This is a genomic window from Pseudomonas sp. BIOMIG1BAC, assembly GCF_001705995.2.
Lineage (GTDB): Bacteria > Pseudomonadota > Gammaproteobacteria > Pseudomonadales > Pseudomonadaceae > Aquipseudomonas > Aquipseudomonas sessilinigenes.
Genome location: NZ_CP049045.1, coordinates 4,088,148 through 4,108,740 on the forward strand (window position 1 = coordinate 4,088,148; position 20,593 = coordinate 4,108,740).

Here is a 20,593-nt window from a genome sequence, read left to right on the forward strand (position 1 = left end):
AGCATGATACATAACTCCAGACACACAAAATCAGCCGATTTACAATGTACCTGGAGTTATAAAACACCTCTCACCCCGACAAGGAGATGGAGGTGCAAAGCAGACAGCTAATCAAGGAGCTTGAAGCCGCTGGATGGATACTGGACCGGATAACCGGAAGCCATCATCTGTTCAAGCATCCTTACAGACCCAACACCGTTCCGGTGCCTCACCCGAAGAAGGACCTGCCACGGGGAACGGTCAGGGCCATCCGAAAACTGGCCGAACTGATATAGCGCCTGCCCCCTTCACACCTATTGAGGAGATCCCCATGCAATATCCCATCTGCATCGAATGGGGCGACGAACACACCGCCACCGGCATCCAGATTCCCGACATCCCCGGCGCAGTCACCGCCGGCGACACCTTCGAGAGCGCCTACAGCGCCGCCATCGAGATCGCCCACGTCATGCTCGAAGAACTGGCCCGCGCCGGACAAGCCATTCCCCTGCCCTCACCCACGAGCAAACACCGCGTCAACCCCGATTTCGCGGGCATGGGCTGGGGCATGCTGGACATCGACATCACGCCGTACCTGGGCAAGACCGAGAAGGTCAACGTGACGTTGCCCGGTTATGTGATTCAGCAAATCGACCGCTTTGTCCGTGAGCACAACATCAAGAGCCGGTCGTCCTTCCTGGCCGATGCCGCGCTGGAAAAGCTCGGGCGCTGAGAGCAGCTCCGCAGGGCAGGCCAAGCGGTATGAGGACTGTTGTGCTTGCTGCGCACCCCAGCGGGAGCAAGCTCCCTCGCCACAGGGGGGGGGCCTGCCAAATGGCTACATCACCTGACGGCATTGAGACGACCAGTTATACCCCAGTTCCAACCATGGGCTAGCTCTCTTTGGCACCCTCTACTCAACCGAAAATGATGAGAAGTAAAATGACAACTTATTATCTTCAAGATCGACCAATTGATAACGCATCCTGTCAAAACCCGAATCCAACTTACTCACGCTCATATGCATCAACTGAGTCAAGCCGCCGCCAATACCACGGGACGCAAAATGGCTGATATCAATAAATCTGATACGCACGACATCAGCCCCTGCCTTTTCAGAGACTGAAATCGATAGAGATAAATCATAAGCTATCCCATCTTCGTTTAACTGAATACTAATCGCGCGCAAGCAGTTGTGAGTGACAAGTAACTCATTTAATTGCGAAACTTCAATCATTGCTTATCCTCGCCCCTTCCTTTCGAACCCATAGCCAGCAACCTATTCGTAGGTGTGCGTGTGCGAATAGGAATGATATCTTGCAAAAATCAACTCAAAACAAACTCACCTCAACTCAACCAGTCAATACCAAACTCAGAAAGCTGATTATCAAGGTGCAACTTTAGCTCAAACCAAAAATCAAAAGTTCGACCATCGCTACTAGTCAAAAACAAGTAATACCCACCTGTTCCCCCTCACGATCCTCATCAATAGTTATTTTCCATCCAGAATACTCCCCAGATACAACAACTCCTTTCCGGATAATCGTCATCTACCCTCCTCAATCAAAATTTCCATATCAGTACGAATGCCTTCAGCCGGTTTGATGACAAGCTTGCCCTGAGCAGTAAGAGCACCTTGTCGAAGGGGCCCGCAGCGCCGATATGCCCTCGCTTTCCGCTGCCCCTCCTCACCCAACAACCCGCCCCAACCGCCTCGCCACGCCCGCCGCCTGCTCCGCACTGCCCACATTGGTAAACCCCATCACCAACCCCTGCCTAACCCCCTCCCCCAGGTACCACTGCGACAGCGGCTCCACAGCGATGCCCTGCGCCCAGGCCCGCTGGGCAATCTGCACATCGTCCCCCTCCGCCAAGCCGGCCACCACATGCATGCCCCCAGCCTGCGGGTCTATCTGCAACCGCCCCGCCAACTGCTGGTGCAACGCCTCAACCAGCCATTGCCGCCGACGCGCATACAGGCCACGCATCTTCTTCAAGTGCCGGGCAAAGTGCCCCTCGTTGAGAAAGGCCGCCACCGTCGCCTGTAGCAGCTGCGGGCAGTGATTGTGCAAACGATCCGCCTGCCGGGCGAACGCCTGGGCCTGTTCGGCGGGCACCACTAGATAGGCCAGGCGCAACCCTGGAAACAACACCTTGCTGAAGGTGCCGGTGTAGAGCACGCGGCCCTGCTGGTCGAGGCTCTTGAGGGCCGGCAAGGGCTTGCCCTGGTAGCGGTACTCGCTGTCGTAGTCGTCCTCGATGATCCAGCTGCCCTGGCGGTTGGCCCAGTCCAGCAGGGCCAGGCGCCGGGGCAGCGACAGCGACACCCCCAGTGGGCTCTGGTGGGTCGGGGTGACCACGGCAAAATCGGCCTCTGGCGCGCGGGCGATGCCTTGGGCAACGTCCAGGCCCTGATCGTCCACGGGCACCGGCACCAGCTGGGCGCCGGCCGCCAGCAGTGCGCTCCTGGCCATGAAGTAGCCGGGCTCCTCCAGCCAGCAGGTGGCCCCTTTGCGCATCAGCGTGTGGCTGATCAGGTCGAGGCAGGCGCGGTAGCCGGCGCAGACGAAAATCTGCTCCGGCTGGCAGCTGATTCCCCGGGAAATCCCCAGGTAGGACGCAATGGCCGCCCGCAACGGCGCATAGCCTCGCGAGTCCGGATAGATGAAGCCTTCGGTGCCCGCCTGGCGCAGTTGCCGGCCCGCGAGGCGGGTCCAGAGCTTGCGCGGAAAGGCATCCAGCGCCGGCAGGCCCATTTGCAGCGCCAGCGGCGGCGTGCCGGCGTGGGTGGCCTGGTAGGCCGTGGCCGCCACCGGGGCATGCGGCATGGGCGCGGTAACCGGCGCCAGCTGCGGCGTGACAATGGTCCCGGCGGCTCCGCGAGCCGTCAGGTAGCCCTCGCCCATCAGCAGTTGGTAGGCCGCCTCCACGGTGCCACGCGCCAGGTTCAGTTCCGCCGCCAGGGCGCGCACCGCCGGCACCCGGTCTCCCGGACGCAGGCGGCCATCGGCGATGGACTCGCGAAACCGTTGATAAAGCTGGCGATAGATCGGCGCCGTCTGGCTGCGGTCCAGTTCGAATGCAAGCATCATGGCCTAGTCATTTATGCACTTTTTGGCTCTACAGCTTAAGCCATCGGCCTTCTAAGGTGGGTCATCTCTTTTCAGCGGATGACGAACATGCCCTACACCCTTCAACACCTCGACAGCGAAGAAGCCTTTGCCGCCAGTTTCGACTTGATGCGCGTCCTGCGCCCACACCTCACCACCCCTGCGGCCTATACCGCGCAACTGGCTCGGCAGGCCGCGCAGGGCTACCGCTTGCTCGCCGCACGGGACGCTGAGCGCATCGTCGGCCTGGCGGGTTACCGCGAAATGGAAAACCTGCTCTACGGGCACTTCATCTACGTCGATGACCTGGTGGTGTGCCCACAGCTTCAGCGCAGCGGCGTGGGCGCCCGGCTGTTGAGCGCCGTGAGGGATGAGGCCGTGCAACGTCAATGCGAGCACTTTGTGCTGGATACCGGCCTGCACATGCCCCTGGCCCAGCGCTTCTATTTTCGCCAGGGGTTGCTGGCCCGTGGCATGCACTTCACCCAACGCCTGCGCGGTGAGGAGCGGGCATGAACAACCTGCTGTTGATCAACGCCAGCCCCCACGGCCGGGGTTCCCACGGACACCAGCTGGCCCTGGAACTGGCGGGCGCCCTGCGCCAACGGCATCCGCACCTCGAACTGCTCGAACGCGACCTGGTGGCGCAACCGCTGCCACCGCTCGGCCTGGACTACGCCCACGCCCTGACCACCGCCACGCCCTTCGACGCGCCGCTGTTCGAGGTGTCCGAAGGGTTGATTCGTGAGTTGGAGCGCAGCGATGCCCTGATCATTGCCACGCCGATGCACAACTTCACCCTGCCGGCCGCGCTCAAGCTCTGGGTCGATTATGTCCTGCGCATTCACCGCACCTTCAGCGCCCTCCCGGAGGGCAAGGTCGGCCTGCTCAAGGACCGTCCGGTGCATGTGCTGGTGAGCTCCGGCGGCGTTCACCAGGGCGAACGGGCACGCCAACCGGACTTCCTGACGCCCTACCTGCGCCACGTACTCAACATCCTCGGCCTGTTCGACCTGCAGTTCACCTACCTCCAAGGCTTGGTGTTCGGGGAGGACGCCGTGCGGCAGACCATCGAAGAAGCCCGCACCGCACTGTTCTCCAACCCCCTGTTCAACCCCCTTGTGGGTGCTTGATCACTTTTTCCCTACCGGAGTTTCACCATGAGCCAACTCAGACTGCCCTTTGCCACCCTGTCGCCTGCTGCCTATCAAGGCCTGCTCGCCACCAACACCGCGCTCGCCGCCAGCCCGCTCGGCTTGCCCTTGCTGGAACTGGTGTACTTGCGCGTATCGCAGATCAACGGCTGCTCGTTCTGCCTGGGCAAGCATTCGCAGACCCTGCGCGAGAGTGGAGTGACACAAGGCAAACTGGACTGCCTCGCCGGCTGGCGCGTCAGCGAACTGTTCAACGACCGCGAACGCGCCGCCCTGGCCTGGGCCGAAACCCTCACCTACGTCCACGACAAAGGCGCGCCGGACGAACTGTACGAACCACTGAAAGCACACCTGAACGACGTCGAAATCTCCGACCTGACGCTGGCCGTGTCTCTGATGAATGCCTTCAACCGGCTGGCGGTGGGCATGAAGCTCTAAGGGCGAGGTCGCCCGTGGACCAGATCACGAGGGTTGGGCTGAACAACACGACAGACATCTTGTCGCCCTAGGGACTCCAGCCGAGCCATCCACAACCTTCGGCCGTGACGACAACAGCGTCACCTGGCTTTGGCTTTGGCTTTGGCTTTTGATCTTGATCCACCCGCCCCTTTAAACACGATGGCCGAATGCAGGTATTGAGCCGTGGGCAACCCGGCAGGACGCCGGGTTGCCCACGGCCATGGATGGCCGGTGGCGGCGGCCCACGGATCAATACCGGAGAGAGGGCATGCCGAGCCTAGGCGAGGCACCGAGTGAGGGGGCAAAGAGCCTTTGGTTACTTTGGGCTCTTTCCAAAGTGACCCGCTGTAAGAGCGGAACCTCCAGTGGCCACACCCGCAGCAACGGAAATGCACACAGAACCGCGTGGAGTCAGGCAAAAAAGCGTTGCCAGGTTTGGCGAGGACCACGTCCCCGTACGCAGCCTTGCTGCGCTCGACAGCTGCTACAGGTTCCTCAATGTGCCCCACACAAAAAGGGACCGCAGCAACGGATATGTACACAGAACCGCGCGAAGTCAGGTGAAGAGCGCCGCCAGGTTTAGCAAGGACTACGTCCCCGTACGCAGCCTCGCTTCACTCGACAGCGGCTACAGACTAATGGGGCGGTTCCCCATAGGCAGCACCACACTCAGACCTTGAACCGCGCCACCAACCGATTCAACTCCGTCGCCAGATTAGCCATCTCCCCACAGGCACTGGCCGTCTGACTGGCTCCCGCCGAACTCTGGACCGACAGCTCACGGATGCTGGTCAGGTTCTGGTCGGCCTCGCGGGCCACCTGCGCCTGCTCCTCCGAGGCAGTGGCGATCAACAGGTTGCGTTCGTTGATCTGGGTGATGGCCTGGGCGATCTGCTTGAGCGACTGGTCGGCGTTCTGCGCCACCGAGATCGAGTTGTTGGCCATTTCCGCGCTGACGTTCATGGCACTCACCGCCTGGGTCGAGTCGGCCTGGATCGCGCCGATCATCTGTTCGATCTCCTGGGTCGACTGCTGGGTCCGGTGGGCCAGCGCCCGCACCTCGTCGGCCACCACCGCAAAGCCACGACCCTGCTCACCGGCCCGCGCCGCCTCGATGGCGGCATTCAAGGCCAGCAGGTTGGTCTGCTCGGCGATGGCGCGAATCACCTCCACCACCTTGCTGATGTCCTGGGCCCTGCTGGACAAGGCCTTGACCTGCTCGCCAGTGCTGGCGACGTTGCCGGCCAGGCCTTCGATGGCTTTGAGGGTCTGGGCCACGTTCTCGATGCCGGAGCGGGTGAACTCCAACGACTCGCGGGAAGACTGCGCGGCGGCCTCGGCGTTGCGCGCCACTTCATCCACCGCAGCGCTCATCTGCGTCACGGCGGTGGCGGCCAGGCTGACTTCGTCGTTCTGCCGCACCAGCCCACGGCTGGCGTCTTCGGTCACCGCGGTCATTTCCTCCGAGGCCGAAGCCAGCTGGGTCGAGGAGTCGGCGATATGGGCGATGGTCTCCCGCAGGTTGGCCTGCATCTTCGCCAGTGCGGCCAACAGCCGGCCGGCTTCGTCGCCGCCGCTTACGCCGATGTCCCGGGACAGGTCGCTGCCGGCGATGCGCTCGGCCACCGCCAGGGCATCGCCAATCGGCGCGGTGATGCTGCGGGTCAGCACCGCCGCCAGGGCAATGGTCAGCAGCACGGTGGCCACCAGCAGGCCGACCACCAGGCTCACGCCGCCGCTGTAGACCGAGGTCGCATGCACCCCGGCGCCCTTGGCCCCCTCGTCGTTGAAGTCCGAGAGCTTGTCCATCTTGTCCTGCAGGGAATTGGTCATGGGGCTGATGCGGGTATTGATCAGGGTGATGGCCGCGGCGTTATCGCCACTGCGCAGCAGCGGCTCCAACTCGTCCAGCAACTTGAAGTAGGCCTGCGCGTCCCCAGCCACCGCCTGGTACAACTCACGCTCTGCTGGGCCGGTGATCAGCGGCACGTAATGGGTCAGGGTGTCTTGCAGGGTGCTGCGATAACCGCCCAACGCGGCGATCCGGGTCTGGCGCTGCTGCTCGTCGGTGGTCACGGTGATGCGCAAGCTTTCCAGGCGCAGCCGCAGAGTGCCAGCCTTCATCTTGCCGATTTCCCGGATGCTGGCCATCCAGTTGTTTTCCACATCCTGCTCGGACTCACGCAGCTTGCCCATCTGCAACACCGCGACCACTCCCAGGGCGAAGACCACCAGGATAATGAGTGAGAAAAACACGGCAGACCTGGGCGCGAGATTCATTGTCCTGACGTTCATTGGCTATCTCTCTTATAGAAAGCTCGATGGTTCGCGGTTGCACGCTATCGACGCCAGGGAATGGGACATGGCACCGATGCAAGGTTGGGCAAAACGGTGATGGCTACAGGCAATTGCACTTTGTCATCACGATAGATCCAGCCTCGTCACAAAACCATTTTGCTGGCGTGAATTTTTATGGTCTGAGGCGTGGGGGCAAGGCACGACAGGAGCCGCTCCACCGGCTTTGGCTTTGGCCTTGGCCTTGGCTTTTGATCTTGATCCACCCGCCCCTTTAAACACGATGGCCGAACGCAGGTATTGAGCCGTGGGCAACCCGGCAGGACGCCGGTTAGCCGCCCCCGGCCATGGATGGCCGGTGGCGGCGGCCCACGGATCAATGCCGGAGTAAGGGCATGCCGAGCCTAGGCGAGGCACCGAGTGAGGGGGCAAAGCCTTTGGTTACTTTGGGCTCTTTCCAAAGTGACCCGCTGTAAGAGCGGAACCGATAGTGGCCGCACCCGCTGCAACGGATATGTACACAGAACCGCATAAAGCCAGGAGAAAAGCATGAGCAGGTTTGGCGAGGACTGCGTCCTCGTAGGCAGCCTCGCTGCGCTCGACAGCGGCTACAGGCTTCTCAGCCTGCCCAAGATCGGAACCCCAACCATGGACAGGTGCACAAAACCGCATTAAGCCAGGTGAAAAGCGTCGCCAGGTTTAGCGAGGACTGCGTCCTCGTGCGCAGCCTCGCTACGCTCGACAGCGGCTACAGGTTATCGACGTGTCCCGCATAAGAACGGAACCGCAGTGGCCGCAACCGCCGCCAACTCAACGACCAAGCACAGCCCTCCCGTCACTACCCCAGAACAACCCCACTGGCGCCGCCATCGGCCAACGCAAAAAGAAGATCCTCCACTGCCGGCGCCGGAGCAGACCCCAGGTCGATCTTCACTTGGAAGCCTTCGGCCGTCGGCTCAGGGTCGGAGATAAAGTGCACCACCCCTTGCAGCCCGTCTTCGGTCGCCGGGTTTTCATCTTCCACATCGAACCACTCGAGAAACCAGCGGCCCATGACCTGCACAAGCGCCTCCTGGCCCAGGCCACGGACCTCCAGCGCCAGCCAGTCCCAGCCAAAGGGCGAGATGCGCACCGCCATCTGCTCGATCCCAAAACCCACGGGCTCGAAGGCCAGTTCGGACTCGGCATCGACCTGGACAGGTTCCCCGGCCGCAGCGCCCTCCTGCGCGATCATGTCGACCCGGCAAGGCATGGCCATGACCCCTTCGGTGGCCAGTGAGCCGTCGCTGTTGCGGTAGGCGGGCTCGACGTAGGCGGCCCCTTGTGTAATCTGGCGGGCCAGCGTTTCAACATAGGGCTTGCGAATGGCGACAAGCAGTTCGGAGACGGTCATGAATCGGAGCTTCCCTGGCGGACTCGTCGCTGGGCAACCTACGACGAGAGGATGATGGTTGATGCACAAAGCGGCGCAATTGTGCAGTGGGCGAGCGCCCGGCGTCCATGACGGCCGATGATTGTTGGCGCTGGCCGCATACCTGGCAGGGGCCACCGCCCACCGGTGGCCCCTGGAACGCGGTGCATCAACCCAGGCGCATGCTCAGCTCGATATCATCGGCGAACGGCACCGACAGGTAGCCGTTCTGCGGCGCCCGGACGTGCGCCAGGTACTCGGGGCAGTAGTCGGTGTTGTCCGCCACCACCAGCGCGCCAGGCTTCAGGTGCGGTTCCACCAGGCCCAGGACCTCCCCATACAGCGCCTTGGCGCCATCGAGCAGGAGCAGGTCGATGCTCTCCGGAAGGTCGCCGGCCAAGGTCACCAGCGCGTCGCCCTGGCGAATCTGCACCAGGTCGCCGACACCGGCCTCGAGCATGTGCTCGCGGGCCATGGCGACCTTCGAGGCTTCGAACTCGCTGCCGATCAGCACGCCGCCGCCGTTGTCGCGCAGGGCGGCCGCCAGGTGCAGGGTGGACAGGCCGAACGAGGTGCCGAATTCGACGATGCTCCTGGCCTTGGCATTGCGTGCCAGCAGGTACAAGAGCTTGCCGGTATCCCGCGAGACCGGCAGCCACAGGTCCTTGAGCAATCCGTAGAACTCGAGGTAGTCAGTCTTGCTGTGCATCAGCCGTTCGCGTTCTTCCCGGGGCAAGTTGTCGAGGGCCGGGCTGGTGGCGGCATGGGCCAGGGTGTAGAGGCGTTCGATCAAGCCCGCCAGGGGCTCGCAGGTGAGGGTCGTCATGCTGGTCTTCCATCGGATGGGTCTAAGATGTTGGGTCACGACCATGATGGGAGCGATTCGGCCCATCCGCTATTCGCATTCCCAGGCACATCCGAGCTGTCCATGAGCAAGCGCCAGAGCCCTCGTATTTCCTCACGCAAACAGCCACAGCAGTCGCGCTCCACCGAGCTGGTAGCAGCGATTCTGCAGGCCGCCATTCAGGTTTTGACCCAACAGGGCGCCAAGCGCTTCACCACCGCGCGGGTCGCGGAAAAGGCCGGGGTGAGCATCGGTTCGCTGTACCAGTACTTTCCCAACGAGGCGGCGATCCTGTTCCGCCTGCAAAGCGATGAGTGGCTGCAAACCCGGCAGATGTTGAGCCGGATCCTCGACGACCAGGCACAAGCGCCCCTGGCGCGCCTGCGCAGCCTGGTGCATGCCTTCATCCGCTCGGAGTGCGAGGAGGCGCCGCTGCGCAGTGCCTTGAACGAGGCCGCGCCGCTGTATCGCGATGCCCCCGAGGCTGGCGCAGCCCGTGCGGCGGGACGGCAGATCTTCACCGGCTTCATGCTCCAGCTGCTGCCCGATGCCAGCGAAGCGACCCGCGCCGCAGCCTGCGAGCTGACCCTTTCCACGCTGAGTTCGGTGGGCAGGGATTTCTCCGGCAAGCCCCACACGAAGAGCACCATGACCGAGCGCGCCGACGGCCTGGCGGACATGTTCAGCGCCTATGTCCTGACACTCGCCCAACCCGGGGCCGCGACCGTGCACGCCCCTGTCGACAGCTGAGGTTTTCAGGCTGTTGTTTGCCTGCCACAGCCTCGGAGCCTTCGACCTAGAGCCTTGGACATAAATGTTTAAACATTGCCCGGCCAGGGTTCGTTGTACGGCGCTTGGCATCGTTTTTATAGTGCGATGGGGTGGGTAAACCTGCCCTTGCAATTGCTTCTTTAAGGAATGAAGTCCGGCCCTATAGAAGGATGAGCAGCCATGTACGCATATCCTGTGACCTTGCACCTGGAAGATGGCAGTACTCGGGTCAGTTGTATCGATGTGCCAGGAATGGCCTGCGTCGGCGATACGCTGGAACAAGCGCTGGCCGATGCGGTTGTGACCCTGGAAATGGCGTTGTCGTTGTATGTCATGCAGCGCATGACCATTCCCCTGCCCTCGCCCACTACACCGGGACAACTGCTGGTGCGCCTGCCCGCACTGAGCGTGGCCAAGGTGGCGCTGTGGAACGCCATGCTCCACCAGCGGGTGAGCAAGGCGGAACTGGCCAGGCGCCTGGGAGTGAACCGGCCCCAGGTGGACCGGCTGGTGAACCTGCTGCACCGCTCGAAGATCGAGAAGGTGGAACAGGCATTGCGAATGCTGGGATGGCGGATCGAGCTGGCGGTGGTAAAAGCCGCCGTGTAGCCGCTGTCGAGCTGGCGAGGCTGCGCACGGCCCACAAACCTGCCTCCGCGCAGTCCCTGGCGCACCGCGCCCTCTGATTTTGCGGCCGCTACGCGCCCGTACGCAGCCGCGCTGCGCTTGGCCCGGCACGGGCCGCCAGGGCGATATCCACGGCGCTACTGCACCGGCAGGAAGTTCATCAGCAACAGGCTCTGCGCATAATTGAGCCCCACCCGCCGGTAGCGCTCGTCGAGGATCTGCGTCAGCAGGTCCAGGCGTGCGACGATCTTGCCGAACTCCACGGCGAAACTCAGGTTGCTGCCCTCCTCCGAGATCTCGTTGGAGAACAGCAGCAATACCCCATTGGTATCCTGGCGCTGGCCCAGCATCCAGGTGGCTTTTTCGATATTGCGCGCGGCGTTGCTGATGAATTGCGGGTCCAGGGTGTCGGTCATGTAGAACTCGGTGCGCCCGCCATGGGCGGTCACCAGCATGCTGCCGATGGCGTAGATGAAGGCGCCGACCCGGTCGCCCTGGAACTCCGGGCTCAGGGAATAGCTCAGGGCCGCCAGGTCCCGGCGATCGCCCAGGGCCGGCAGCGGCTGGCGCTGTTCGATGGCATTGCGAATCTCCCGCTGCGCCGCGGTGCCATCGGCATACCCGGACTTGCGCCACTGGCTGGGGTTGCGCAGGTACAGCTTGCCCATCAGCAGGTACAGGCTCTGCAGGTTGTCGCGCATGCCGATGGTGGCCATGCGATCGACGCTGGTCTGGAAGAACTCGTCGGCCTTGCCATTGCGAAACTGGTTGGCGATATCACGCCCCTGCTGCTGGCTGCAGCCAGTGGCGCCGAGCATCAGCAGGCCTGCCAATAGCAAGGTGGGAAACGGGGTTTGCATCATGCAAGAAGAGGGAGCGTAGGCCATCGGCACCGGGTCGACATTCACGGGCTGCAGCGGGGATCGGCGCAGCCAGGCCTGCTCATAGAACGCAAAACGGTAAAAAAGTGCGATGGCCGTGGCCGGCCATCGCCAAATCGCCCGCTGTCGGGCGCTAGAGCCGACTGGGTGAAACGATGATCTTGACGTTGTGCTCCTTGTTGTTGACCAGCTCCTCGAAGCCCTGGCCGACGATGTCCTCCAGCTGGATGCGCCCGGTCACCAGCGGCGTGATATCCAGGCGGCCATCGGCGATGAAGGCGATCACATCGGCGAACTCACCGTTGTAGGCCAGGGCTCCCAGCACCTGCTTCTCGGTGGCCACCAGTTCGAAGAAGTTGAACTCGCTGGGCTCTTCGAAAATGCCCACCAGCACGCACTTGCCGGCCTTGCGCACCAGGTCGATGGCCAGCTTGGCGGTGTGCTTGTTGCCGATGCACTCGAAGCTGACATCGGCCCCCAGGCCACCGGTCAGGCGCTTGACCTCGGCCAGGGCATCGCACTCCTTGGGATCGAGCACCAGGCTGGCGCCCACTTCCAGGGCCTTGGCCTTGCGCGCCCCGGACATTTCCAGGGCGATCACCTGGGCCGCGCCGGCGGCCTTGGCGCACATGATGGTGCACAGGCCGATGGTACCGGCACCGACCACCACCACGTTCTGCCCCAGCAGGCTGCCAGCCTTTTTCACCGCGTGCATGCCCACCGCCAGCGGCTCGATCAACGCCCCGGCCTCGGCGGGAAAGTTGGCCGGCAAGGCGTACAACAGGTTGGCCGGCACGTTCACCAATTCAGCGAAGGCGCCGTTGTTCATCAGCCCGGTGAAGGCCAGGTTCTCGCAGATGTTGTACAGCCCGTGGGTGCAGTAATAACAGGTACCGCAGTGCTGGCAGGCGTCCGCCGCCACGGGCTGGCCAACACTGAAGCCCTGGACCCCGGCGCCGAGGGCAACGATCTCGCCACAGAACTCGTGGCCGAGGATGCACTGGCCCTTGATCCCGGTCAGCGGGTGCGGCGCCTGCACCGGAATGAACACCGGACCTGCCACATACTCATGCAGGTCGGAACCGCAAATGCCGCACCAGTCGACGCGGATCTGCACCCAGCCGGCAGGCGGCGCCTCGGGCAAGGGCACATCTTCGACACGGATATCGTGGCGGCCGTGCCAGACCGCGGCGCGCATGCTGGCAACAGGCTTGAGGGAAACGCTCATCGTGGCTTCTCCTGATTGTTGTAGAGCTGCGACGGCCCCCTGGCCGGCGCAGCGAACCTCAGTGCTGCTGGATGAAGTCGAGGATCAGGCGGTTGACCTGCTCCGCGCTTTCCATCTGCACCATGTGCCCCTGCCCCGGCAGCACCTCGACCTGCGCCTTGAGATCGGCGCTGTGGTTCACCGGGATGATCCGGTCGTCGCTGCCCCAGATCACCAGCATCGGCTGCTCGCCGCCCTGCACCACCGAACGCAGATCGGCCTGCTGGCGACCGTCGGTAAACAGCGTGCCGGCCAGCTGCCCGAGGGCCTGCTGCACCCCTTCCAGGCGCTTGTACTTGAGCATGTCGTCGAGCATCTGTCGGTTCACCAGCTCGGGGTTGGAGAACAGCTGCACCAACTGCGGTTTGAGCGCATTGCGATTGCCCGCCTCGACGAAGCCTTGCAGGTAGTCGCCATTGATCTCATGGCCCAGGCCGGCACTGCCGATCAACGTCAGGGAGCGCACTCGGTGCGGCGCCAGGCGCGCGGTGTCGAGGCACACCGCACCGCCCATGGAATGCCCCACCAGGTGTGCCTGGGCGACGTCCAGGTGATCCAGCAGCGCCAGCAGCACTTCGCTCAGCTCGTCCAGGTCGCCCCGCTGCAAGGCCTTGGCCGACTCGCCGTGGCCCGGCAGGTCCAGGGCGATCACCCGGCGCCCGGCGGCCAGGGCTTCATGGTTGAACAGCCAGTTGTTGAGGTCGCCGCCGAAACCGTGCACCAGCACCAGCGGCGTACCGCCTTCCCCGCGCTCGAAATAGCGCAGCAGGCGGCCATCGAGTTCGATCTTCTGCGGCGCCGGGCCGCTGTCTTCGGCGGCGCTGTCACCCGGTACGAAGCTGGCCTGGAAGCGCTCGATCACCGCGTCGATCTCGGCGTCGCTGGCCTCGCCCTCCACCACGATGCCCAGCAGCGCGCCCACCGCCAGGGTCTGGTCCTGGCGCGCCACCTGGCGACGCAGGATGCCGGAGAACGGCGCCTCGACACTGCTGGAGATCTTGTCGGTCTCCACGTCCAGCACTTCATCGCCCTTGCTGATGCTCTGGCCTTCTTCCTTGAGCCAGGCATCGACCCGGCCCTCGGTCATCGACAGGCCCCACTTGGGCATGGTCAGGGTATGGATCTGGCTCATCGACGGCTCCACTCGATCAGGTTCAGCACGGCCTGCTCGATCTTCGCCGCGTCGGGGATGTACAGGTCTTCCAGGGCGTCGGAGAACGGCACCGGGGTATGGGGCGCGGTGACCATCTCGATCGGCGCCTTGAGAGAGGCGAAGGCTTTTTGCGCCACCAGCGCCGAGATGTCGGTGGCCATGGAGCAACGCGGGTTGGCTTCGTCGATCACCACCAGGCGCCCGGTCTTCTCCACGCTTTCCAGGATGCTGTCCTCGTCCAGCGGGCTGGTGGTGCGCAGGTCGATGACCTCGCAATCGATACCACGCCCAGCCAGGTTGCGGGCCGCGTCCAGCGCGGTGTTCACCGTGCGCCCGTAGGACACCAGGGTCACGTCATTGCCGTCGCGCAGGAAGTTGGCCTCGCCGAAGGGAATCGCATAGGACTCCTCCGGCACCTCGCCTTGCAGGCTGTAGAGCAGCTTGTGCTCGCAGAAGATCACCGGGTCGTTGTCGCGGATGGCCTGGATCAGCAAGCCCTTGGCGTCGTAGGGCGACGAGGGGCAGACCACCTTCAACCCGGGGATATGGGTCCATAGCGAGGTGAGCATCTGCGAATGCTGGGCCGCGGCGCGCAGGCCGGCGCCGACCATGGTGCGGATCACCAGCGGGGTCTGGGCCTTGCCGCCGAACATGTAGCGAAACTTGGCCGCCTGGTTGAGGATCTGGTCCAGGCAGCAGCCGGCGAAGTCGACGAACATCAGCTCGCACACCGGACGCACGCCCCGGGTGGCCGCGCCCACGGCGGCGCCGACGTAACCGATTTCCGACAACGGGGTGTCCAGCACCCGCCCGGGGAACTGGTGATAGAGGCCCTTGGTGACGCCCAGCACGCCGCCCCAGGCATCGTTGTCGCCGGGGGCGCCGGCGCCGCCAGCCACGTCTTCGCCCATGATGAACACGCTGGGGTCGCGGCGCATTTCCTGGGCCAGGGCTTCGTTGATGGCCTGCTGGTAACTGATTTTTCTCGCCATGATGATGGTCTCTTGTTGTTCTTGGAGATGGCTTTAGAACCTGTTCACGATCTAGCGAGCGACACTCCGCCATTTTTAACGCCGCATGAGCTAAGCGCAGCAGATCGTGAGCAGGTTCTCAGGGATAGGCGACGTACACGTCGCTGAGCAGGTCCGCCGGGCTCGGCTTGGGATCGCTCTTGGCCTTGCGCACCGCGTCTTCGATCAGTGCTTGCACCTGGGCATCGATGCCGTCCAGCTGGCTGGCCTGTACCAGGCCCGAGCGAGTGGTGCGCTGGCGAAACTGCATCAGGCAGTCGTTGTGCTCGCGGTAGTGCTTGACCTCGTCCGGGGCGCGGTAGGTCTGGGCATCGCCCTCGAAGTGGCCGTAGTAGCGGGTCAGCTTGACCTCGATCAGCGACGGTCCCTCCCCGGCCCGGGCCCGTTCCACGGCGGCGCCGGCGGCTTCATGCACGGCGAAGAAGTCGAAGCCGTCCACCGTCACCCCGGGCATGCCGAAACCTGCGGCGCGGTCGGCGATATGGTCGCAAGCCACCGACCAGTTCGAAGCGGTGGCCTCGGCATAGCCGTTGTTCTCGGCGATGAACAGGCACGGCAGGTTCCACACCGAGGCCATGTTCATGGCCTCGAACACCGCGCCCTCGTTGGAACCGCCGTCGCCGAAGAACACCACCGACACGCCGTCGCTGCCTTGCAGCCGGGCCGCCAGGGCCGCGCCCACCACCAGCGGCGCACCGGCACCGACGATGCCGTTGGCGCCGAGCATGCCCTTCTCGAAATCGGCGATGTGCATGGAGCCGCCCTTGCCCTGGCAGACCCCGGTCTTCTTGCCGTAGATCTCGGCCATCATCCCGTAGACATCCACGCCCTTGGCGATGCAATGGCCGTGGCCGCGATGGTTGGAGGCGATGCAATCGTCATCGCGCAGGTGGGCCATGACCCCGGCGGCCGAGGCTTCCTCGCCGGCGTAGAGGTGGACGAAACCGGGGATCTCGCCCGTGGCGAACTCCACATGCAGGCGCTCTTCGAAAGCGCGGATGGTGCGCATCACCCGGTAGGCGTGCAGCAGTTGGTCAGCGTTCAGGGGTGTCGACATTTTTATTCTCCAGGGGTGTCTTCAGGCTGAAGGTTCATGGGGTGTTGCCGGTGACTGCGGTCGATGGCCAACAGGCGCTGGCGCGCCGCATGTTCCAGGACCGCATTGACGTCGATGCTCAGCGGGCCGCCGGCATCCAGGGTGACCGTGGGCCGGTCGCCGGGGTTGAACTCGATCTCGCGCTCGCCATCCAGGGCCAGGGTGCCGGCGCCCAGGCACAGGGGCTGGGGCTGGCCCGGTTGCAGGTAGCCGGCCTCCAGCACCCCGCAGCCTTGCAACAGCCCCGGGGCCAGGGGCACCAGCAGCGCCTCGGGCGAACCTGGTGCCAGGCGCATCCAGGCGCCGTGGGGCTGTTGCCGGGTCACCGGCAGCCACAACCCGCAGAGCGCGGAAATACCGATGGACTGTGGCTCGGCGAAGGTCACAAAGACCTCGGCCAGGTCGCTGGCGCGGCTGATGGCCCGGGCCCCGATGAAGGCCAGGGGCGACACCGCCACGTCCACCAGGGCCACTTCGCACAGGCCGCGGGCCGGCTCGCGCACCAGCAGCCGCTTGTTGCGCCGCAGGGCGATCTCGCCACTCACCCGGCCACTGGCGTAGAGCCCGCCGGCCAGGCCGGCGCTGGTGGCTTCGCGCAGTTCCGGAAAGGCGTTGTTGGTGCCGGTGGACAGGGTCAGCAGCGGGATATCGCCGACCTCGGCGGCTACCGCCTTGTGGGTGCCGTCGCCACCGAGCACGGCGATCAGCGCCACCCCGCGCTCGGCCATCCAGCGCGCAGCCTGGCGGGTGTCCTCGACGCTCTGGCGCAGGGTCAGGTCGAGGAACTCCAGCTCCGGCCAGTGCTGCTCGCGGGCCTGGCGGCTGCGGCTGTTCTTCTGCACTGCGGCGGCCATGCCGGTCATGTCGGTGGGCATCAGCACCCGCTCGATACCCGTGGCGCCGAAGGCCGCCAGCAGGCGCTGGATCACCCAGACCTTGTCGGTACTGGAAAACAGCCCGGCATTGGCGGTCAGGCGGCGCACATCGCGGCCCGAGGCCGGGTTGGCGATGATGCCGACACTCAACGGGCGGCGGCTCATAAGCTCACCACAGGCAGTTCACGGCCAGGACAGTGCATGGCATACCTCGTTCTTGTTCTTGGATGGGCCCGCCGCCGTGGTAAGCCTGCGGCGGGTTGCCAAGGGCCAGAGCAAGGCCGGTGCCAGTTGTCGAAAATCTTGCGCAAAAGCCCGCCGCAGAGCGCCTGGCACGCAGGCCTCGGCACCTTGCCCGGCAGCGCCGGTGAGACGTTGCATGTCAGGTTGCACGGGGCAGAGGTGAGACCTTGAGACGTTGCGTCTCAACCTCGCCGCCGGGCCAGCCGGTGCTTGTCCGCAGGCGCGGATCGGCGCTTAATGCGCCCACAACGATAAGAAGCTGTAACCGGAGGCCTGTCATGCTTTCCGCCCATTCCCGCGCCCATGTCGACTGCGTCAGCCGGGTCTTGAAGAACGCCGCGCACCTGCCCCAGGCGCCGGTACCGAACCTGATCCTCGACTCCTGGCGCCGCTCCATGGAGCAGCACCACCTGGACCCCGCCTCGCTGCAGGGGCCACGCATCCTCTCCGAAGACCTGCTCAAGCAGTGCCGCGAGCGCTCGGAGCTGTTCCTGCGCATCGCCAGCGAAGAAGTGGCGCGCCTGCATGGCCAGGTGCGCGATGCCGACTACTGCGTGCTGCTCACCGACGCCCAGGGCCGCACCATCGACTACCGGGTCGAGTCCGCCATCCGCAACGATTGCCGCAAGGCCGGCCTGTACCTGGGCACCTGCTGGTCGGAGGGCGAGGAAGGTACCTGCGGCGTGGCGGCGGTGCTCACCAGCGGCGCTGCGGTGACGGTGCACAAGCGCGATCACTTTCGCGCCGCCTTCATCGGCCTGACCTGCTCCGCGGCCCCGGTGTTCGACCCCCAGGGTGAACTGCTGGGGGTGCTGGACGTCTCGGCGGTGCGCTCGCCGGACGATCGCCGTTCCCAGCACCTGATCCGCCAGTTGGTGGTACAGAGCGCGCGGGCGATCGAGCAGGCGTTCTTCATGAGCAGCGCCCAGGGCTACTGGGTCCTGCGGGCCCACGCCAGCCCGGGTTATGTCGACAGCCAGCCGGACTTCCTGCTGGCCTGGGACGACGACGGTTGCCTGCAAGCGCTGAACCCCGCCGCCCGGGCCTACCTGCTGCGCCGCCACGGCCAGTTGCCCCGGCACATCGCCCAGGTGTTCGACACCCGGTTGCTGCAGCGCGCCAGGGACCAGGCGCTGTGGCCCCTGGATGGCGAGCTGCACGGTCGCCTGCAAGCGCCGCGCAGGCCGGCCAGCCGGCCACGGCTGCAACTGGCCGGGCAGGCGCTGGACCCCAGGGTGGAGCAGAGCCTGCGCCTGGCGGTGCGGGTCAAGGATCGCCACCTGCCGGTGCTGGTCCAGGGCGAAACCGGCAGCGGTAAGGAAGTCTTCGCCCGCCAGTTGCACCAGGCCAGCCAGCGTCGCGAGCGGCCGTTCGTGGCCCTGAACTGCGCGGCGATTCCGGAAAACCTGATCGAGAGCGAACTGTTCGGTTATGTCGCCGGGGCCTTCACCGGAGCCTCCAGCAAGGGCATGCAGGGCCTGCTGCAACAGGCCGACGGCGGCACCCTGTTCCTGGATGAGATCGGCGACATGCCCCTGGCCTTGCAGACCCGCCTGCTGCGGGTACTGGCCGAGGGCGAGGTGGCGCCGCTGGGCGCCGCGCGGCGCCAGGCGGTGGACATCCAGGTGATCTGCGCCACCCACCGCGACCTGGAAGCGCTGGTGGCCGATGGCAGCTTTCGCGAGGACCTGTATTTCCGCCTGGGCGGCGCGCGCTTCCAGCTACCGCCCTTGCGCGAGCGCAGCGACCGCCTGGCGTTGATCACCAAGATCGTTGAAGAAGAGTCCCAGCGTTGCGGCACGCCCCTGCAACTGGGCGACGCCGCCCTGGAGTGCCTGCTGGGCTATCGCTGGCCGGGCAACGTGCGCCAGCTGCGCCACGTGCTGCGCTATGCCTGCGCGGTATGCGAAGGGCCGGTGATCCAACTGCTGGACCTGCCCGAGCCACTGCGCGACGCCACCACCCCAGGCCCTCTGCCCGCCCCACAAACCGGCACCAGTCCCGAGCGCCAGGCCCTGCTCGACGCCCTGGTGCGCCACCGCTGGAAACCCCTGGCGGCGGCCAAGGCCCTGGGCATCTCCCGCGCGACCCTGTATCGCCGGGTGCAGCAACACGGCATCCAGATGCCCGGCAGAAGCGCCCCTGCCCCAAATGGATAACCCCTGTAGCCGCTGCTGAGCCCACGAAGCTGCGCAAAGGCCCGCAGGGCCTTGCTTGGCGATCTCCCGTCGGACCTGCTGGGGCTTCAAGATCGCGCGCCTGCTACGCAGCCGTTCGCAGCCTGCGGCAGCGGCTACAGGGTTGGGTTGAAACGGGCGCGGTAGCGCCCGGGGCTTTCGCCGGTCCATTTCTTGAAAGCGCGGTGGAAGGCGCTGGGCTCCTGGAAGCCGGTCAATTCGGCGATCTCGCCGATGCTGGCCGCCGAGCGGCGCAACAGGTCCACCGCGACGTTCCGGCGGACCTCGTCCTTGATCTCCTGGTAGGAGCCCCCCTCGCGCTCCAGGCGCCGACGCAGGGTGCTGGGGCTCATCTGCACCTCCTGGGCGAAGGCTTCCAGGGTCGGCCACTGGCTGTAGTGGCTGCTTCGCAGGCGCTGGTGCACCTGGGTGGTCAGGCCGTGCTGGTTGCGAAAACGGATCACCAGCCATTGCGGGGCGCTGCGCAGGAATACCTTGAGCGAGGCCAGGTCCTGGACCACCGGCAGGCGCAGCAAGCGGCTGGCGAATTCGATCTCGGTGCGTCCGGCGTTCCAGGTCAGGTTGCTGCCCCACAGCAGCGCGTCGTCGTCGAGGCTGAGGCGGGCATGGCGAAACTCCGCGCGATCGATGGGAATCCGCCGTCCGCCCAACCAGCACAACAGGCTGATGATCAGCACCAGCAGGGTTTCCTCGCCATAGTGGCCGCGCCCCGGCTCCTGGCAGCGGCTGTGGAGGCTGATCACCGCGCGCTTGCCACGCACACTGAGAGTGCCGCCAAAGTCCCGCAAAAACAGGCTGAAGTTGTTCAGGCACTGGCGCAGGGCCTTCTCCAGGTTCGGCTCCTGGATCAACCCCCGGCAGATCAGGGCGAAGGCCCCGGGCGGCAGGCCATGGGAATCGAGCTGGAAAAATTCGTCCTGCAGCTCGCGGATCTGGATCAGCCACAGCGCCGCAAAGGCGCTGCCGGAGACCCGCGCCCGAGGCTGTTGCAACAGCGCAGGGTCGATCCCGGCCTCGGCCAGCACCGCCGCCAGGCGCGCCGGACGCTGGTGCAGGGCATGGGTCATGACCTGCAGGTAATAGGCGGCGACCGAATCGGTTTCGCGCATGTGAAGGCTGTCCCCCCGGAACGGACGCTGTGGCAAAAAACGCCAGCACGGTTGACCGCTTTCGGCATAGTCCGCCCCTGTGCGGGGCCC

20 protein-coding genes and 1 pseudogene are annotated in these 20,593 nt (G+C 64.8%); 8 read left to right on the forward strand and 13 right to left on the reverse strand.

What is annotated here, in order from left to right:
- Positions 1–92 precede the first annotated feature (92 nt).
- Together ATY02_RS18935 and ATY02_RS18940 are read left to right on the forward strand one after the other, a co-directional pair.
- Positions 93–275 (forward strand): type II toxin-antitoxin system HicA family toxin, encoded by a 183-nt coding sequence (locus ATY02_RS18935; protein ID WP_068588599.1) that lies wholly within the window; start codon positions 93–95, stop codon positions 273–275.
- 35 nt (positions 276–310) lie between these two features.
- Positions 311–712 (forward strand): type II toxin-antitoxin system HicB family antitoxin, encoded by a 402-nt coding sequence (locus tag ATY02_RS18940; protein WP_068588591.1) that lies wholly within the window; start codon positions 311–313, stop codon positions 710–712.
- A 180-nt stretch (positions 713–892) separates the two neighbouring features.
- On the opposite strand, the gene ATY02_RS18945 is transcribed toward ATY02_RS18940, so the two are convergent.
- Positions 893–1,216 carry a hypothetical protein gene (locus ATY02_RS18945; protein ID WP_068588594.1) on the reverse strand — a complete coding sequence of 108 codons (324 nt, stop codon included), beginning with the start codon at positions 1,214–1,216 and terminating at the stop codon, positions 893–895.
- A 451-nt stretch (positions 1,217–1,667) separates the two neighbouring features.
- Positions 1,668–3,071, reverse strand: a complete 1,404-nt coding sequence (locus ATY02_RS18950) for a PLP-dependent aminotransferase family protein (protein ID WP_068588596.1) — start codon at positions 3,069–3,071, stop codon at positions 1,668–1,670.
- Between the two features lie 87 nt (positions 3,072–3,158).
- Between ATY02_RS18950 and ATY02_RS18955 the strand changes: the two genes are divergently transcribed.
- From ATY02_RS18955 to ATY02_RS18965, 3 genes are read left to right on the forward strand one after another with little or no spacing between them, the layout of a single operon-like run.
- Complete coding sequence (locus ATY02_RS18955; RefSeq protein WP_164823693.1) at positions 3,159–3,605, forward strand: GNAT family N-acetyltransferase; 447 nt, start codon at positions 3,159–3,161, stop codon at positions 3,603–3,605.
- Entirely contained in the window at positions 3,602–4,222 is a 621-nt protein-coding gene (locus ATY02_RS18960) for an FMN-dependent NADH-azoreductase (RefSeq protein ID WP_068588565.1), read from the forward strand. The genes ATY02_RS18955 and ATY02_RS18960 overlap by 4 nt, the downstream gene beginning before the upstream one ends.
- Positions 4,223–4,249: 27 nt before the next feature.
- Complete coding sequence (locus ATY02_RS18965) at positions 4,250–4,681, forward strand: carboxymuconolactone decarboxylase family protein (protein WP_068588568.1); 432 nt, start codon at positions 4,250–4,252, stop codon at positions 4,679–4,681.
- A 690-nt stretch (positions 4,682–5,371) separates the two neighbouring features.
- On the opposite strand, the gene ATY02_RS36650 is transcribed toward ATY02_RS18965, so the two are convergent.
- From ATY02_RS36650 to ATY02_RS18980, 4 genes and pseudogenes are all read right to left on the reverse strand, one after another.
- Positions 5,372–6,235: a methyl-accepting chemotaxis protein gene (locus ATY02_RS36650; protein WP_416220689.1), complete on the reverse strand. Its 864-nt coding sequence runs from the start codon at positions 6,233–6,235 to the stop codon at positions 5,372–5,374.
- Positions 6,227–6,997, reverse strand: a pseudogene (locus tag ATY02_RS36655) (MCP four helix bundle domain-containing protein); the annotation flags it as partial. The pseudogene ATY02_RS36655 and the gene ATY02_RS36650, both read right to left, overlap by 9 nt.
- A gap of 838 nt (positions 6,998–7,835) precedes the next feature.
- Positions 7,836–8,390, reverse strand: coding sequence for a hypothetical protein (locus ATY02_RS18975; RefSeq protein WP_068584372.1), 555 nt, complete (start codon positions 8,388–8,390; stop codon positions 7,836–7,838).
- 187 nt (positions 8,391–8,577) lie between these two features.
- On the reverse strand, positions 8,578–9,234 hold the full coding sequence (locus tag ATY02_RS18980; RefSeq protein WP_068584375.1) for an O-methyltransferase: 657 nt from the start codon (positions 9,232–9,234) through the stop codon (positions 8,578–8,580).
- Between the two features lie 102 nt (positions 9,235–9,336).
- On the opposite strand from ATY02_RS18980, the gene ATY02_RS18985 reads away from it, so the two are divergent.
- Complete coding sequence (locus ATY02_RS18985; RefSeq protein ID WP_068584559.1) at positions 9,337–10,002, forward strand: TetR family transcriptional regulator; 666 nt, start codon at positions 9,337–9,339, stop codon at positions 10,000–10,002.
- A gap of 201 nt (positions 10,003–10,203) precedes the next feature.
- A complete protein-coding gene (locus ATY02_RS18990; protein WP_068584377.1) occupies positions 10,204–10,632 on the forward strand; it encodes a type II toxin-antitoxin system HicB family antitoxin in 429 nt (142 codons plus the stop codon).
- 155 nt (positions 10,633–10,787) lie between these two features.
- Here the strand turns inward: ATY02_RS18990 and ATY02_RS18995 are convergent, their stop codons facing one another.
- The 6 genes from ATY02_RS18995 to ATY02_RS19020 form a co-directional block, all read right to left on the reverse strand.
- Positions 10,788–11,513: a hypothetical protein gene (locus ATY02_RS18995; RefSeq protein WP_416220639.1), complete on the reverse strand. Its 726-nt coding sequence runs from the start codon at positions 11,511–11,513 to the stop codon at positions 10,788–10,790.
- 151 nt (positions 11,514–11,664) lie between these two features.
- On the reverse strand, positions 11,665–12,729 hold the full coding sequence (locus tag ATY02_RS19000; protein WP_225926582.1) for a 2,3-butanediol dehydrogenase: 1,065 nt from the start codon (positions 12,727–12,729) through the stop codon (positions 11,665–11,667).
- Between the two features lie 88 nt (positions 12,730–12,817).
- Positions 12,818–13,930 (reverse strand): acetoin dehydrogenase dihydrolipoyllysine-residue acetyltransferase subunit, encoded by a 1,113-nt coding sequence (locus ATY02_RS19005; RefSeq protein WP_068584380.1) that lies wholly within the window; start codon positions 13,928–13,930, stop codon positions 12,818–12,820.
- A complete protein-coding gene (locus tag ATY02_RS19010) occupies positions 13,927–14,943 on the reverse strand; it encodes an alpha-ketoacid dehydrogenase subunit beta (protein ID WP_068595440.1) in 1,017 nt (338 codons plus the stop codon). Before ATY02_RS19010 ends, ATY02_RS19005 begins: the two co-directional genes overlap by 4 nt.
- A 118-nt stretch (positions 14,944–15,061) precedes the next feature.
- Positions 15,062–16,039: a thiamine pyrophosphate-dependent dehydrogenase E1 component subunit alpha gene (locus ATY02_RS19015; protein ID WP_022643586.1), complete on the reverse strand. Its 978-nt coding sequence runs from the start codon at positions 16,037–16,039 to the stop codon at positions 15,062–15,064.
- Positions 16,040–16,041: 2 nt separating this feature from the next.
- On the reverse strand, positions 16,042–17,118 hold the full coding sequence (locus ATY02_RS19020) for an ATP-NAD kinase family protein (RefSeq protein WP_068584383.1): 1,077 nt from the start codon (positions 17,116–17,118) through the stop codon (positions 16,042–16,044).
- 356 nt (positions 17,119–17,474) lie between these two features.
- Here ATY02_RS19020 and ATY02_RS19025 point away from each other — a divergent pair, with 356 nt between their 5' ends.
- The gene (locus ATY02_RS19025) at positions 17,475–19,355 is read left to right on the forward strand and encodes a sigma-54-dependent Fis family transcriptional regulator (RefSeq protein ID WP_068584386.1); all 1,881 of its coding nucleotides are present in this window, start codon (positions 17,475–17,477) and stop codon (positions 19,353–19,355) included.
- A gap of 134 nt (positions 19,356–19,489) precedes the next feature.
- On the opposite strand, the gene ATY02_RS19030 is transcribed toward ATY02_RS19025, so the two are convergent.
- On the reverse strand, positions 19,490–20,503 hold the full coding sequence (locus ATY02_RS19030; RefSeq protein WP_068584389.1) for an AraC family transcriptional regulator: 1,014 nt from the start codon (positions 20,501–20,503) through the stop codon (positions 19,490–19,492).
- Positions 20,504–20,593 lie beyond the last annotated feature (90 nt).

Coding starts and splice junctions, on each gene's coding strand:
- ATY02_RS19020 (WP_068584383.1), bottom strand. CDS start 17,118: ATGAGCCGCCGCCCGTTGAGTGTCGGCATCATCGCCAACCCGGCCTCG.
- ATY02_RS19005 (WP_068584380.1), bottom strand. CDS start 13,930: ATGAGCCAGATCCATACCCTGACCATGCCCAAGTGGGGCCTGTCGATG.
- ATY02_RS18940 (WP_068588591.1), top strand. CDS start 311: ATGCAATATCCCATCTGCATCGAATGGGGCGACGAACACACCGCCACC.
- ATY02_RS18980 (WP_068584375.1), bottom strand. CDS start 9,234: ATGACGACCCTCACCTGCGAGCCCCTGGCGGGCTTGATCGAACGCCTC.
- ATY02_RS19010 (WP_068595440.1), bottom strand. CDS start 14,943: ATGGCGAGAAAAATCAGTTACCAGCAGGCCATCAACGAAGCCCTGGCC.
- ATY02_RS36650 (WP_416220689.1), bottom strand. CDS start 6,235: ATGCAGGCCAACCTGCGGGAGACCATCGCCCATATCGCCGACTCCTCG.
- ATY02_RS18960 (WP_068588565.1), top strand. CDS start 3,602: ATGAACAACCTGCTGTTGATCAACGCCAGCCCCCACGGCCGGGGTTCC.
- ATY02_RS18955 (WP_164823693.1), top strand. CDS start 3,159: ATGCCCTACACCCTTCAACACCTCGACAGCGAAGAAGCCTTTGCCGCC.
- ATY02_RS18995 (WP_416220639.1), bottom strand. CDS start 11,513: ATGATGCAAACCCCGTTTCCCACCTTGCTATTGGCAGGCCTGCTGATG.
- ATY02_RS18950 (WP_068588596.1), bottom strand. CDS start 3,071: ATGATGCTTGCATTCGAACTGGACCGCAGCCAGACGGCGCCGATCTAT.
- ATY02_RS18990 (WP_068584377.1), top strand. CDS start 10,204: ATGTACGCATATCCTGTGACCTTGCACCTGGAAGATGGCAGTACTCGG.
- ATY02_RS18985 (WP_068584559.1), top strand. CDS start 9,337: ATGAGCAAGCGCCAGAGCCCTCGTATTTCCTCACGCAAACAGCCACAG.
- ATY02_RS18965 (WP_068588568.1), top strand. CDS start 4,250: ATGAGCCAACTCAGACTGCCCTTTGCCACCCTGTCGCCTGCTGCCTAT.
- ATY02_RS19000 (WP_225926582.1), bottom strand. CDS start 12,729: ATGCGCGCCGCGGTCTGGCACGGCCGCCACGATATCCGTGTCGAAGAT.
- ATY02_RS19030 (WP_068584389.1), bottom strand. CDS start 20,503: ATGCGCGAAACCGATTCGGTCGCCGCCTATTACCTGCAGGTCATGACC.
- ATY02_RS18975 (WP_068584372.1), bottom strand. CDS start 8,390: ATGACCGTCTCCGAACTGCTTGTCGCCATTCGCAAGCCCTATGTTGAA.
- ATY02_RS19025 (WP_068584386.1), top strand. CDS start 17,475: ATGCTTTCCGCCCATTCCCGCGCCCATGTCGACTGCGTCAGCCGGGTC.
- ATY02_RS18945 (WP_068588594.1), bottom strand. CDS start 1,216: ATGATTGAAGTTTCGCAATTAAATGAGTTACTTGTCACTCACAACTGC.
- ATY02_RS19015 (WP_022643586.1), bottom strand. CDS start 16,039: ATGTCGACACCCCTGAACGCTGACCAACTGCTGCACGCCTACCGGGTG.